The sequence below is a fragment of the Pseudoalteromonas sp. GCY genome, assembly GCF_016695175.1.
Classification (GTDB): domain Bacteria; phylum Pseudomonadota; class Gammaproteobacteria; order Enterobacterales; family Alteromonadaceae; genus Pseudoalteromonas.
Genome location: NZ_CP068023.1, coordinates 3,229,144 through 3,242,004 on the forward strand (window position 1 = coordinate 3,229,144; position 12,861 = coordinate 3,242,004).

Sequence of the window (12,861 nt, forward strand, 5' to 3'; positions counted from 1 at the left end):
TGAATGAAGCGGTACTTACTTGTTAAGGTTTTTGCCTGGTTTTGGCTCACTATCATTGCCACTATGTTGCTGCTGCTCGGGATCAGCATGCTACAACCTGATGTTGTAGAGACTCACCGCATCTCAAAACCCATGCTGCAAAATCTAAAACAATTAGAAAAAGCGTTAATACGCGCAAGCGAGCGTCCTAATTTTGAGCTGAATAAGGTCGCCAAACTGCGTAAAAGAAAGGCGCGAAATATCTATTTGAGCCATCGCGATGCCGAAAAAAGCGTTGCCGCCGATCCCAATATAAAGACGCTGAATTTAGATTTACTCAGTTTTACCGAAGATGCCAAGCCGGCCGCTATTTTTACTCCTGAGTACAAGGCTTTTGGCCCCCTAGAGCTTACACTTCAAGGTGAAAGCTATCGTCTATATTTAATTTTTGAAAACCATACTCCAAGTGCGCTCATCAAATTAAGAACTCTACCGCTTTGGGTAAAAATCGCGGTCGTGCTGGGCGCAAGCTTGTTACTGTGTTTTTGGTTTACTCGAGATCTATTGTCGCCAATTAAAGAGCTACAAAAAGCCGCAGCAAAACTTTCTCGTGGAGAATTGTCGAGCAGAGCCGATATAAATACCAAGCGCCAAGACGAGCTCGGTCAACTGGGTCATGATTTTAACTTGATGGCTGATAAATTAGAGTCTCTGGTTAACAACCAAAAACGCTTGCTTGCTGATATATCCCATGAACTACGCTCACCGCTCACCCGCTTGCAAATGGCCACAGGCCTCGCTGCTGGCCATGCCACAGCGCAAAGCCAAAGTTATATCGAGCGTATTGAGCGTGAAGCTCAGTTAGTTGAAAATATGCTCAGCGATATTTTGCATTTATCTAAGCTCGAAGCGGATCAAGTGCCAATCGATAAGCAAATAATTAAGCTCAATGAACTGCTCGACCCGATATTGGAAGATGCATTGTTTGAAGCACAACAATTAGGGAAGAACCTTGTCGTCACAGCACTACCCGAGGCAACACTTTATGGCGACCCAATGCTACTTAACCGCGCATTCGAAAACATTATTCGTAACGCGATTAAGTATGCGACTAACCGTATTAATGTCGATATTGAGAGCGATAGTAATCAGTTGCTATGCACTATCAGTGATGATGGTAAAGGCGTAAGTGAAGATATGCTCGACAAGCTTTGTATTCCATTTTTCAGAGTGTCCAGCGCACGTACGCCAACCAAAAATCAAATGGGCGGGTTTGGGCTGGGTCTTGCCATTGCGCAGCACGCGTTAAAAGTACATGACGCCCATATCGAATTTAATAATAATGTAGGTTTGCAAGTCAGCATTCGAATTCCATTACACAGGTAGCCATGTTTTATAGCCAGAGTCAGCAACTTGAATCACATCTTTCTGAAATTGATAAGCACTGGCAAGGCTGCCAAAAAGGCTTTTTTGATACCCCTCATGGTAGACTATTTTACGCCTACCACATTCCAGAAAAGGCAACGTTCAGCCTTATATTGGTTAATGGCCGTATTGAATCTGCTCATAAATACAGAGAATTGCTGTGGGAGTTTGCGCAAAACAACATAGCGGTATTTACCTATGACCATCCAGGACAAGGCTACTCGCCGCGATTACTTAAAGACCAGCAAATCGGCTATGTTAGACGCTTTGAAGATTATGCAGCAACACTGCACTGCTTTATGGATCAAATCGTTGCCAAGCAAAATACCTTGCCACTTTTTATATTGGCGCATTCAATGGGTGGCGCCATTACCTGCGACTATTTATCGCTATTTCGGCCTCACAACATAGAGGGAGTCTATTTATCAGCCCCGATGCTTGGGATCAATACGACTCCCTACCCGGCTTGGTTTGCCGAGGGACTGGCAGGCGCAGCTTGTTTATTGGGGCTAGGTAAGCATTATGCATTGGGACAGGTGCACTACCACAACAAACCTTTTCAAGATAATGACCTTACAGATTGCCCAATCAGATATGCGCTATTTAGAGGTTTGTACGATCAATTTCCCGAGCTGCAACTCGGAGGTGTCAGTTTTGCTTGGTTATACACGGCACTACATAAATGCCGCTCGTTTAAAGATATTAAGCTAGATCTCCCAATCCGCATCGCGACAGCCAGTGAAGACAGCATTGTTGATAATCAGGCGCAAAGTCAATTTGCCGCGCACAGAGACAATGTGACAGTTACAGAGTTTATCGGGAAGCATGAACTGCTTTGCGAGCAAGATAACACCCGCAAAGCCGTGTTAGATGACTTTTATGCGTTTACAGCCGAGCTGCTTAGTGCTAAAGAAACTGGGTCTTGATGGATAAGCACGTCCATCTCACAATCAAACTCTTCTTTAATGCTAGCAACTACCTCATCCGCAACCTGATGCGCACGCATCAGCGGCATATCATCGTCAAGCTCTAGATGCAGCTGAATAAATTTGATTTTGCCACCTTGTCTGGTACGCAAATCATGTACTCCGTAAACGTCCTCATGGCTCGACGCGATAAGTATGATCTGTGCTTTTTCTTCGTCTGGCAGCTCTTTATCCATCAAGTGCGCAGCACTTTCCTTGGCAATATCCCAACTGTTATAAAGTAAATACATCGCCACCAAAATACCAAAAATTGGATCGGCGTAACCTACGCCGTAAAAGTTAAGCAATACAGCTAGGAGCACAGCAAGGTTTAATAAAATATCGCCCTTATAATGTAACGAGTCGGCCTTAATGGCGATGGACTGCGTGCGTTTAACGACTTGATACTGCACCGCAACCACCAACAAAGTACAAACTATCGCAAATAAACTCACCCACACACCAAACAACGAATGTGGAATTTGAGTTGGATTGATAATGCGCTCTACACCATGAAAAGCCAATAAACTCGCTGAGCCCGCGATAAAGGCCGCTTGCCCAAGCCCAGCTAATGCTTCTGCTTTTCCATGACCAAATCGATGATCATCGTCCGCAGGACGCAGTGCGTAGCTCAGTACAAAAAAATTCATTAAAGAGGCGCTAATATCAAGCAGTGAATCAGTTAAAGAGCCGAGCATAGCGGCACTACCTGAAGACAGCCAAGCCCAACACTTAGCTGCGATCATCAATCCCACCATTATGATGGTAAAGACACTCGAAAACCTAACCCAAAACTCATAGCTGCGATCCACTGGCACCTCATTTTTTCATGTTATTTAATCTGAAGTTTGGCTGACTAACCTGAGGTTAACTGAAAACCTAAACCTCTAATTAGTCGTCAAACCACTCGCAAAATGCCACGGCATCGCGATGCTGTTATATTACAGGGTAATGCTTTGAAATGAAAAACAGATTACGGTTGTATAGTTTTTCACAACAGTCGTACTTTAAAAACAGGGTAATACCGTTCACTCTATCAAGCGCAGCACATATAAATGTCGACAAGTATCAGCTATACTGCCGGACAAAATTTAATTGAGGCCTATCATGTTAGATATCGTTTTATACCAACCCGAGATCCCGCCTAATACAGGCAATATTATTCGTTTGTGTGCCAATACAGGGTATTCATTACATCTAATAGAGCCGCTAGGATTTGAATGGGATGATAAACGGGTAAGACGTGCTGGCCTTGATTATCATGAATTTAGCGAAGTAGAGCGCCACCCAAACTTTGAAGCATACTTAGCAAAACGAAACCCAAAGCGAGTATTTGCTTGCACGACAAAAGGTACCAAGTACCATCATGAAGTAGCCTATGAAGCTGGTGACTGTCTACTGTTTGGCCCGGAAACTCGTGGCTTGCCAGAAGACATTATTTTTTCACTGCCTGAGCCGCAACGAGTCCGTATTCCTATGCGTCCCGATAGCCGCAGTATGAACCTATCTAATGCTGTTTCCGTTTTTGTTTATGAGTCTTGGCGACAACTTGGATTTGCTGGCGCAAAGTAAAAATAGCTCCTATCCTCTGCTGCATAGGAGCAAATTTGAGGCACAAAAAAGGCGCCTTACGACGCCTTGCTAACTTTAATTTACATTAACTATAGGGATTCTTTTAAATTTCTGCGTGGTGTAAAATCGTACCAACAATATCACTGAATTTATTTGCCGGTTTCATTGAGTTTACTGCACGTCCACAGGCTTTCATCATATCGATTAGGTCAAAATAACCGACTGGATGCTGAGTCATTTCGTCAATAACAAGTAAAAACTCAAAGCCACCTTCTTCCATTGTTTTTAGCACATTGCCAACCACAGTTTGGCTAGTTTGTTTTAAGGTGATTTGACGAAGATCTGATAGTGGGATCATGACATCATTGACGTTTAAATCACGTCTTGTACAACCACGTCTTTCTGCAATGCTCAACACGTAGCGACTGCCAATTTTTGCATTAGAGATCATACCAACAAGCTTTTCTTTGCTATCAACGACAAAGCTTGCTCTGCGGTGCGTTTTGTCCAGCACTAACGTAGCTTCATCTATGCTACTGTTTTCATCAATATGCTGCATTGGTGCCAAATGTAGATTGTGCATTAGGCAATGTGCTGGCGCTTGCTCTAGGTTGTCAGTGTTACAAGCTGGGAAGTTATTTTCAGCAAGTTCATAATTTGCAACAGGTTGAGTTTTCAATACTGTGTAAGTGTTCATAGATCACCTCTATCTTTAAAATTAATTAAGCACGGAAAAGGACTAAATTAATTCGCGACAGGTGGTGCTCGAATAGACTCGCATACTGAGTTTGAATAAGAATAGTTTGGTTGCGATTGCGCTATGACAAAGCTACTAGCAACCACGAAACGATGAGTTGTTGATACAACGCAATCATCTAAGTCAGGGCTGAAGTTCGAATTGTCTAGGTCGACAACGATAGGCGCGATTGAAAGCGTGGTATCACATTTAGCAGCATCTGCCGTTGACACTGTCAACAGACTCAACATACAAAATGTAATCATCCAACGAACTAACCGCATAGTATTCTCACTTCTACTGCCTTACTTTGAGTGTATGGGCAGTTTCTTGCGTTTACAAGTATTATTTCTAATCTATTTACTAAGCTTCTAAATATACTAAGGTTAATTTTTACACACACTCAGGCACTATGTGTGGGCTGAGATGAATTGTTACTAATCTCCTGTTTGTAGCGCGTCGTTTAGCGTTATACTAATGCCAACATTTTTGGTATGTGCCTTAAATCAAAAGAATGAAATCATAACAATTTTCTTAATTAAGTGATCTATTTTGAGGCGAGAAAATCTTGTCGATAACCAGGCGAAATTTTTGCTATTTAGTTGTTCTAAATAAGAAATTTTTAACGCAGTTAGCGTCAGATTTACTCCTTCAAATTGAGCAAGTATTAAGACTAATTGGTATTACAACACGAGGTGTACAGTGCAACTATCACGCGGTATCGAGTACTTTATTGCCGGCTTTTCTTTGATCACCCAAAAAGGGTTAAAACGTTTTGTATTTATTCCTCTAACAATCAATGTATTGTTATTTGGTGCGTCGCTCTTTTTTCTTTATGACTGGCTGACTCAAGGGTTTAATTATCTCAACGGATTATTACCAGACTGGCTCAGTTGGCTTGAATGGCTAATGTGGCCAATTGCTATCTTAGTGATACTTTTTAGTTATAGTATGATTTTCACGGTGATAACCAACTTTATTGCTGCGCCTTTCAATGGCTTACTCTCCGAAAAAGTCGAACTTTACCTGACCAACCAACAAATCAATGATGATAAGCTAATTGATACCGTAAAAGATGTGCCACGAATGTTGGGTCGAGAATGGACAAAACTCTGCTACTACCTTCCACGTGCACTTGGTTTTTTCATCTTACTTTGGATACTGCCTATCGTTGGGCAAATTTTATGGATTATGTTTACGTGTTGGATGTACAGCGTGCAATACAATGATTATCCATTTGATAACCATAAAATTCATTTCAAGCAAATGAAAGACGATTTGAAGAGTAAACAAGGGCTGTCGTATGGCTTTGGCTTTGCGGTGTTCGTGCTGACCTCTATCCCATTTGTTAACCTCATTGTGATGCCCGTAGCCGTTTGTGGCGCCACTAAATTGTGGGTAGAGAACTATCGTCAGCAATATCGGTAAAACGCTCGTATGACTGACATCTAGCTGTCAAAAACTCATGCTTTACTTACTTTTTTGCAAGTATTCAGCGGAGTCGCTATGCGCCTAACATTAAGCCTTATCTGGTTAACGGTATTTTTAACGGGGTGCCAGGCAACAAAACCGTTTGATGTCGGTACACGGCCTCAATTTTTAGTCTCGCAACTTCCAGATGGTGAGCTTAAAGAAAAGCTTGCAAGCTGTTTAGATAAACCAATCAAGCGCTCACGTTTTTCCATAGGACATCGCGGTGCGCCACTTTTCTATCCGGAGCACACCAAAGAATCATACACTGCCGCCGCGAAAATGGGAGCTGGCACGCTCGAATGCGATGTTACTTTCACGAAAGACAAAGCCTTAGTTTGTCGTCATGCACAATGCGACTTACACGCAACGACAGATATCTTACTAAAACCTCAGCTTGCGGCTAAATGTAAAAAGCCTTTCACACCAGCCAATCCAGACGCCAATGAGCCTGCTTCAGCAGAGTGTTGTACCTCAGATCTCACATTAGCGGAGTTTAAACAGCTAACCGGTAAAATGGATGGCGTAAATAATAAAGCCACAACTGCCGCCGAGTACGTAAAAGGCACACCGAATTGGCGTACAGATCTTTATGCTAGTACAGGTACATTAATGACCCACAGCGAAAGCATTGCTTTATTTAAGCAACTTGGTGTAAATATGACTCCTGAGTTAAAAGCACCAGAAGTGCCAATGCCCTTTAATGGTTTAAGCCAAAACCAGCTCGCGCAAAAAATGCTGGATGAATATTCTGAGCACGATGTCCCCCCATCTCAAGTTTTCCCACAATCCTTTGCTTACCAAGATATTCAGTACTGGATAAAACATGCGCCAGAGTTTGCAAACCATGCCGTATTTCTTGATGGTAGAGAAACCAGCGAACATTTTGATATTAACAAACCAAGTACTTGGCAACCATCAATGGAAGACTTAGTCAAAAATAAGGTAAAAATTATCGCCCCACCAATTTGGATGCTAATTAGCGAAGATAAAAACGGCGATATCATTCCGTCACAATACGCCCTTGCCGCTAAACACGCAGGATTAAAGATAGTTGCTTGGTCTTTAGAGCGCTCAGGCCCTTTAGCGAACGGCGGCGGTTGGTATTATCAATCTGTAAAAAACGCAGTTAAGCATGATGGCGATATACTTAGGGTGTTGGACATATTGACAAAACAAGTTGGCGTAGTTGCAATATTTAGTGACTGGCCCGCGACTACCAGCTTTTACGCCAGCTGCATGGGAATTGAGTGATAGGTTAATAAGAGTTGTAGCTAGTGTGGGTAAAACCCGCACTAAGTTATGATTTGCAAATGCCAGAAAGCAAAAAGCCTCGCGATTGCGAGGCTTTTTTAAAGTATGGTGCCCAGAGGCGGAATCGAACCACCGACACGAGGATTTTCAATCCTCTGCTCTACCGACTGAGCTATCTGGGCAAATCTTTTCAAATATCTAAATCCTCAAAAGGATTTTCAATACAATTTCAAATAGCTCTACTGAATAGAGCTATTTAGAAAACACAGGCTTTCGCCTAAATAAAGTGGTGCCGACTATCCGAGTCGAACGGATGACCTACTGATTACAAGTCAGTTGCTCTACCAACTGAGCTAAGTCGGCACACTAAATTAGTGGTGCCCAGAGGCGGAATCGAACCACCGACACGAGGATTTTCAATCCTCTGCTCTACCGACTGAGCTATCTGGGCAAATCTTTTTTAGTATCTGAATCCTCAAAGGGATCTTCAATACAACTCCAAGCAGCTCTACTAATTGAACTATCTGGAAATCTTTTTGTTATCTAAAAAACCCAATCAACTGAGATATCTAGAAAACACAGGCTGACGCCTAAATTAAATGGTGCCGACTATCCGAGTCGAACGGATGACCTACTGATTACAAGTCAGTTGCTCTACCAACTGAGCTAAGTCGGCACACTAATTCGTGTACCATGCAGTTTCTGCATGCACCACATTGCTAATGCAATGATTTTAATCTGGTGCCCAGAGGCGGAATCGAACCACCGACACGAGGATTTTCAATCCTCTGCTCTACCGACTGAGCTATCTGGGCGTGCGGCGTATTAAACGGGTTTTGCGGTTCTAAGTCAACCCTTTTTTTAAATACATTTATCGTTTGCACAGTTTTCAGACAAAGCGGTTAAAATACCGCTTTTTCGATGAAAAAACACCCGACTAGCCATGTTTTACTGTATTTATCGACTTATATCTATAAATAACGCAAACTGCTCTAGGCCTATAACAAAGAAAAAGGCGTCACTTAAGAGGAATATGTGCTTAAAGGAATAAAATAGAATGGAAATACATATTCTATCTCATTCCTATAGCGAAGCTCGGCAGCAAGGTTTATCAATCCTGTTTAGAGATTGTCTTTATGTTGAGCTTCAAATCTTTGTTGCATGACCTGTATCGCTTTTTCTACCGCTTGCTTGGCATTACTCGTATCGCCGTTTGTTACCGCTAATATCGCTATGTTCTTTTCTGGCAACACTAAGTTGTCTAAATAGAAGGTCCCAGTAAAGCCATTGTGATGAAAGCTATTGTTGTTTGGAGTAAGGATCCAGCCTAAGCCATATTCTGGGCTAACCGGTGTGAGCAGTCGCGTATATGAATTAGCACCAATCAAATTATCACCACCTCTGGCACCCGCGAGATAAGCACGTAAATAGTATGACAGATCGGTCAAGGTCGTACTGACTAACCCAGCAGGTCCAACAACGTTTGGTAGATCTACCCTGTCGGCCGGTGTTATTGGATGCCATTGCCCTTCTCGCATCTGATGACCACTCGGCTGTCCTTCTGGATCTCCATAGCTAGCAGGCCCAAATCCAATATTTTCCATTCCAAGAGGAATGAATACTTCTTGCTTCACTAACGCTTCCCATGATTGCCCCGTCACACGCTCCAACATATGGCCTGCAACAACATAACCTGCATTGCTGTATAGATAGGTTCCGTGAGTCACTTCTGGTTGCGTCGTTAACACCTCTTGAGTCCAGGCATATCTTTGCTCGACCATGCCACGTTGATCTAAATGCCACTTACCTGAATACATGGAGTCAAGATCACGCTTAAAGCCTGAAGTCATCGAAAGCAGTGCCGTTAATGTAACAGACTCAAATTCAGGGTTGATTTTTCCGATTAACTCAGGGAAAACATCACTCACCCGACTGTCAAATCGAATTAACCCCTGCTCAACCAAACGAGCAGCGACGGTTGCTGTCATGGACTTACTGAACGAACCAATCGACCACTTATCAAGTTTGGTGACCAGAGCTTGGCCTGTGCTCACTCGCACACCAGCTACATCAAGCTCAATCAATTCATCCCCATAAACGATAAATCCGCCAAGTGCGGGCATCGCAAACTCAGCTCGGATTGCTTCCAGTTGTTCGTTGAGTAGCCCGTCTCCCACCTTGCCATAGCGCGGCGGAGTGACGGTTATGTCTTCGTTAGCGCTCTTTTCAATAACAATAGAATTGTCACTGTTATTACAGCCAGTTAGTAAGGCGCAGCCCAGCAGTGTAATAAGCCAACCAAACGCCAACCGACTTTGACGTAGAAACATGAGATATCCTTATAAGTATTAGGTTGAACGAATACTACTTTATAAAAACGTTACGTAAAATTTAATTTTTATTAAATTTAAATGCTTTACACATCGCAGACGTAGTTAAAATTATCGAGATAACAATCTGATTATTTTAAGATTTAAAACAATCAGGTGATCTCAGTGTATTGCCACTATTGAATGAAAAACGAGAGGTAAAAACTTGCCGAAGGTGATAGGATTGCTACAACTAATAAGTATAAATAATTCTTTCGGGATTAAGCATGCCAAATAGCGCGAATACCAATGCAAATGGACGGATACTTTTTTTATTTATCGCAATACTGACTGTTGGACTATGTAGCGCCGCAGGTGCTTATCTACTGCCGAAGCAAGCTGACGTCCCTACCGCACCAACCGTGAACCTACAACAACAAGCAACAACAGTTGCAACTCCCCTTGCCAAGGTGGTCACACAACACGGTTTTGACAGTGCCAAACAGATTGTATCCGCATTATTAGCATCTAACGAACATTTGGGCGCCTATTTGTACGTCAATACGGGGATGGGGCAACCAAATCTGATATTTCAACAAAGTGCAGGTGAGCAAATCATTGCATTGAATCGTGAAGAGTCTTATAACAAAGACACAATGCAGGTTTACCACATGCCACTACTTCTAGATGAGCAAAACATTGGTGAGCTCATTTTGACTTATACACCACCCGTTGCAACTACGTCATCAGGCGATCCATTCATTGCCTATATACTGCTCGCTGCCGCTATTATTAGCGCCTTGATGATTGTTGTGACTGCTGCACGTCGGCTTTCAGGCGCATCAAGTAACGATACTGAAGAACTCATCTCAGAAATCAATCATCTAACGATGGATAAAAACTACAAGTCGACGGTGGGTACCTATTATAGTGGCGGTCTAGCTGAGGTTGCTGAAGCGATCAATGCGCTGTTAAAGCAAGTACAATCATCCATAGAATCCGATCAAGCAACGCAAAACGAATTAAAACAGCTTCAAGAAAGTCTCGAAACCGAAGTTCAAGCACGCACGCTGGCGCTAGAAAAAGCGATTTTAAATGCGGAGCGTGCGAGTGATGCAAAAACCACTTTCTTAGCCACCATGAGCCATGAGATCCGCACACCAATGAACGGCGTCATTGGTACCATTGATTTACTGCGCCAAACCGATCTTGACGGTGCTCAACACCGCCTCACCACGATTATTCGCGATTCGGCATTCTCTTTACTTGGTATACTCGATGATATTCTCGACTTTTCTAAAATTGAGGCGGGTAAATTACGTATAGACAATAGTGCTTTCTCAGTAGCAGAAACCACAGAGGAAGTCGCACGTGTGCTTTCGTCAGTAGCGAAAAAGCGTAAGTTAGACTTACAACTGTTTATTGCACCTGACATTCCAACGAATTTAGTCGGTGACACCGTTCGCGTTAGGCAAGTACTTTATAACCTGTGCAGTAATGCCATAAAATTTACGACTACCGACGACTCAATCCAAGGTTATGTAAAAATCTCCGTTGAAGTTGCACAAAACACCTCGGAGCATTACACCCTACGCTTTACCGTCACTGACAATGGTAAAGGCATGACAAAAGCCCAGCTTAGAGAGATTTTTAATCCATTCATTCAAGCTGAGGGCTCTATTACCCGAGAGTTTGGCGGCACAGGGCTTGGCCTTTCTATTTGTAAAAGTCTAATCGAACTCATGCTAGGTAGCATTCATGTCAATTCGGATATTGGTATGGGAAGCGAGTTTGTTGTAGAGCTGCCATTTAGTGTGGATGGCAAAGTCAATTACGCAAATAAGCAAATGTTAAACGGTCGCACTGTTGCTCTACTTACCCCGAATAATGAGAGACGCACTATTTTAAATCGCTACCTTTCATTTATGGGCGCGAGCGTGATTGCTATCGATGAAAGCGAAATAACCGAAAACCAACACGAGGACAAATTGATTTGGGTGTTAGACGGTTTAGACGGCATGGATAAAGTCAATGAAGAGCTAAGAACGGTAGTTTATTCGCTTGAGAAAAATGAACAGCAGGTTGTTGTCCTAAGTAAAATGGACGAAGCCGCGCTTAATCACAAAAATATTTTCTACCTCAATGCCTCTCCATTATGTAAGTCTAGCTTTATGACGGCTATCTTGGTTGCCGCCGGTTTGCATAAACCAAAGGAGATTAAACCTTCACGTACTATCAACGATTTTTTAAGTGTTGATGAAGCAAGAGCAACCAACAAACTTGTATTGTTAGTTGAAGATAACGTATTAAATCAGCAAGTACTGACCGACCAATTACACTTGTTGGGTTACGGCGTCGAGGTCGCGGAAAATGGTGAGGAAGGTCTAGAACTTTGGAAAAAAGAACACTTCTCAATCGTACTGACTGATTTGCATATGCCCAAAATGTCAGGTTACGACATGGTCAAACATATTAGAGACTATGTAGAAACCTCAACCGATACCATTGAGCAACCATACATTATTGCTGTTACAGCCAATGCACTAAAAGGCGAAAGAGAACGCTGTGAGGCTGGTGGTATGAACGACTATATCACCAAACCGGTAGAGTTAAATGTACTAGAAGCGACACTTAATAAATGTATTGAAAGCTTGCCCAAAATACAACAGCCACGACAAAGTGCTGAGCCGTCAGCTGCCGCGCCGGTAGTCGTTAGCCAAGTACAAGCAGGATCAGAGCAAGAGGCTGAGGTAGAGCCTGAAGTTATTGAGACAGAGGCTAGCAAGCCTGCACCAGCTATCAATATGGACATGCTAAATAAGTATGTAAACCATGATGAGGCGAAACGAAATCGCTTTTTCAGAATGTATTTAGAACAAAGTAGTCAATTAACACGAGATGTAAACGGCGCGGTGATCACGATGAGCCAAGAAGAAATCATTGAAGCTTGTCATCAACTTAAGTCCATCTCTAAAACTATCGGTGCCGAAAAAGTAGCAGAAACAGCCATAGAGTTTGAGACTTTATGTAAGGAAGGCACGCTTACCACCGATCAACTTATTCAAATGCGTGATAAATTGGAGCGGGACTTTTTAGCCGCGACAGAGTTTATCCAACAATATTTGAGTCGAGAAGCTTAATACTGTGGGGG

At 42.7% G+C, this 12,861-nt stretch carries 10 protein-coding genes and 5 tRNA genes; 6 read left to right on the plus strand and 9 right to left on the minus strand.

What is annotated here, in order from left to right; genetic code table 11:
* Positions 1-3: 3 nt before the first annotated feature.
* Together JJQ94_RS19835 and JJQ94_RS19840 are read left to right on the plus strand one after the other, a co-directional pair.
* Positions 4-1,365, plus strand: coding sequence for an ATP-binding protein (locus JJQ94_RS19835; protein WP_099030094.1), 1,362 nt, complete (start codon positions 4-6; stop codon positions 1,363-1,365).
* Between the two features lie 2 nt (positions 1,366-1,367).
* Positions 1,368-2,330 (plus strand): alpha/beta fold hydrolase, encoded by a 963-nt coding sequence (locus JJQ94_RS19840; RefSeq protein WP_099030093.1) that lies wholly within the window; start codon positions 1,368-1,370, stop codon positions 2,328-2,330.
* Here the strand turns inward: JJQ94_RS19840 and JJQ94_RS19845 are convergent.
* Positions 2,282-3,115: a cation diffusion facilitator family transporter gene (locus JJQ94_RS19845; RefSeq protein ID WP_045987716.1), complete on the minus strand. Its 834-nt coding sequence runs from the start codon at positions 3,113-3,115 to the stop codon at positions 2,282-2,284. The two genes, JJQ94_RS19840 and JJQ94_RS19845, sit on opposite strands and share 49 nt — an antisense overlap.
* A gap of 361 nt (positions 3,116-3,476) precedes the next feature.
* Between JJQ94_RS19845 and trmL the strand changes: the two genes are divergently transcribed.
* Complete coding sequence (gene trmL, locus JJQ94_RS19850; protein WP_017216443.1) at positions 3,477-3,941, plus strand: tRNA (uridine(34)/cytosine(34)/5-carboxymethylaminomethyluridine(34)-2'-O)-methyltransferase TrmL; 465 nt, start codon at positions 3,477-3,479, stop codon at positions 3,939-3,941.
* Between the two features lie 103 nt (positions 3,942-4,044).
* Here the strand turns inward: trmL and JJQ94_RS19855 are convergent, their stop codons facing one another.
* Both JJQ94_RS19855 and JJQ94_RS19860 read right to left on the minus strand, forming a co-directional pair.
* On the minus strand, positions 4,045-4,638 hold the full coding sequence (locus JJQ94_RS19855) for a CBS domain-containing protein (RefSeq protein WP_099030092.1): 594 nt from the start codon (positions 4,636-4,638) through the stop codon (positions 4,045-4,047).
* 47 nt (positions 4,639-4,685) lie between these two features.
* On the minus strand, positions 4,686-4,961 hold the full coding sequence (locus JJQ94_RS19860) for a hypothetical protein (RefSeq protein ID WP_099030091.1): 276 nt from the start codon (positions 4,959-4,961) through the stop codon (positions 4,686-4,688).
* A gap of 418 nt (positions 4,962-5,379) precedes the next feature.
* On the opposite strand from JJQ94_RS19860, the gene cysZ reads away from it, so the two are divergent.
* Both cysZ and JJQ94_RS19870 read left to right on the plus strand, forming a co-directional pair.
* Positions 5,380-6,105: a sulfate transporter CysZ gene (gene cysZ, locus JJQ94_RS19865; RefSeq protein ID WP_099030089.1), complete on the plus strand. Its 726-nt coding sequence runs from the start codon at positions 5,380-5,382 to the stop codon at positions 6,103-6,105.
* A gap of 78 nt (positions 6,106-6,183) precedes the next feature.
* The gene (locus JJQ94_RS19870) at positions 6,184-7,401 is read left to right on the plus strand and encodes a glycerophosphodiester phosphodiesterase family protein (RefSeq protein WP_099030088.1); all 1,218 of its coding nucleotides are present in this window, start codon (positions 6,184-6,186) and stop codon (positions 7,399-7,401) included.
* Positions 7,402-7,507: 106 nt separating this feature from the next.
* On the opposite strand, the gene JJQ94_RS19875 is transcribed toward JJQ94_RS19870, so the two are convergent.
* From JJQ94_RS19875 to JJQ94_RS19900, 6 genes are all read right to left on the minus strand, one after another.
* Positions 7,508-7,583 (minus strand) — tRNA-Phe (locus JJQ94_RS19875).
* 105 nt (positions 7,584-7,688) lie between these two features.
* Positions 7,689-7,764 (minus strand) — tRNA-Thr (locus JJQ94_RS19880).
* A 12-nt stretch (positions 7,765-7,776) separates the two neighbouring features.
* Positions 7,777-7,852 (minus strand) — tRNA-Phe (locus tag JJQ94_RS19885).
* Positions 7,853-8,001: 149 nt separating this feature from the next.
* Positions 8,002-8,077: transfer RNA gene (locus JJQ94_RS19890), tRNA-Thr, on the minus strand.
* 63 nt (positions 8,078-8,140) lie between these two features.
* A tRNA-Phe gene (locus JJQ94_RS19895) sits at positions 8,141-8,216 on the minus strand.
* 306 nt (positions 8,217-8,522) lie between these two features.
* A complete protein-coding gene (locus JJQ94_RS19900; protein WP_099030087.1) occupies positions 8,523-9,731 on the minus strand; it encodes a serine hydrolase domain-containing protein in 1,209 nt (402 codons plus the stop codon).
* Between the two features lie 266 nt (positions 9,732-9,997).
* Between JJQ94_RS19900 and JJQ94_RS19905 the strand changes: the two genes are divergently transcribed.
* Entirely contained in the window at positions 9,998-12,850 is a 2,853-nt protein-coding gene (locus JJQ94_RS19905) for a hybrid sensor histidine kinase/response regulator (protein ID WP_099030086.1), read from the plus strand.
* Positions 12,851-12,861: the final 11 nt, after the last annotated feature.

Excerpts from the sequence above, each read along its gene's own strand:
- JJQ94_RS19900 (WP_099030087.1), bottom strand. The coding sequence starts at position 9,731 with ATGTTTCTACGTCAAAGTCGGTTGGCGTTTGGTTGGCTTATTACACTG.
- JJQ94_RS19860 (WP_099030091.1), bottom strand. The coding sequence starts at position 4,961 with ATGCGGTTAGTTCGTTGGATGATTACATTTTGTATGTTGAGTCTGTTG.
- JJQ94_RS19870 (WP_099030088.1), top strand. The coding sequence starts at position 6,184 with ATGCGCCTAACATTAAGCCTTATCTGGTTAACGGTATTTTTAACGGGG.
- JJQ94_RS19845 (WP_045987716.1), bottom strand. The coding sequence starts at position 3,115 with ATGATCGCAGCTAAGTGTTGGGCTTGGCTGTCTTCAGGTAGTGCCGCT.
- JJQ94_RS19840 (WP_099030093.1), top strand. The coding sequence starts at position 1,368 with ATGTTTTATAGCCAGAGTCAGCAACTTGAATCACATCTTTCTGAAATT.
- JJQ94_RS19835 (WP_099030094.1), top strand. The coding sequence starts at position 4 with ATGAAGCGGTACTTACTTGTTAAGGTTTTTGCCTGGTTTTGGCTCACT.
- trmL (WP_017216443.1), top strand. The coding sequence starts at position 3,477 with ATGTTAGATATCGTTTTATACCAACCCGAGATCCCGCCTAATACAGGC.
- JJQ94_RS19855 (WP_099030092.1), bottom strand. The coding sequence starts at position 4,638 with ATGAACACTTACACAGTATTGAAAACTCAACCTGTTGCAAATTATGAA.
- JJQ94_RS19905 (WP_099030086.1), top strand. The coding sequence starts at position 9,998 with ATGCCAAATAGCGCGAATACCAATGCAAATGGACGGATACTTTTTTTA.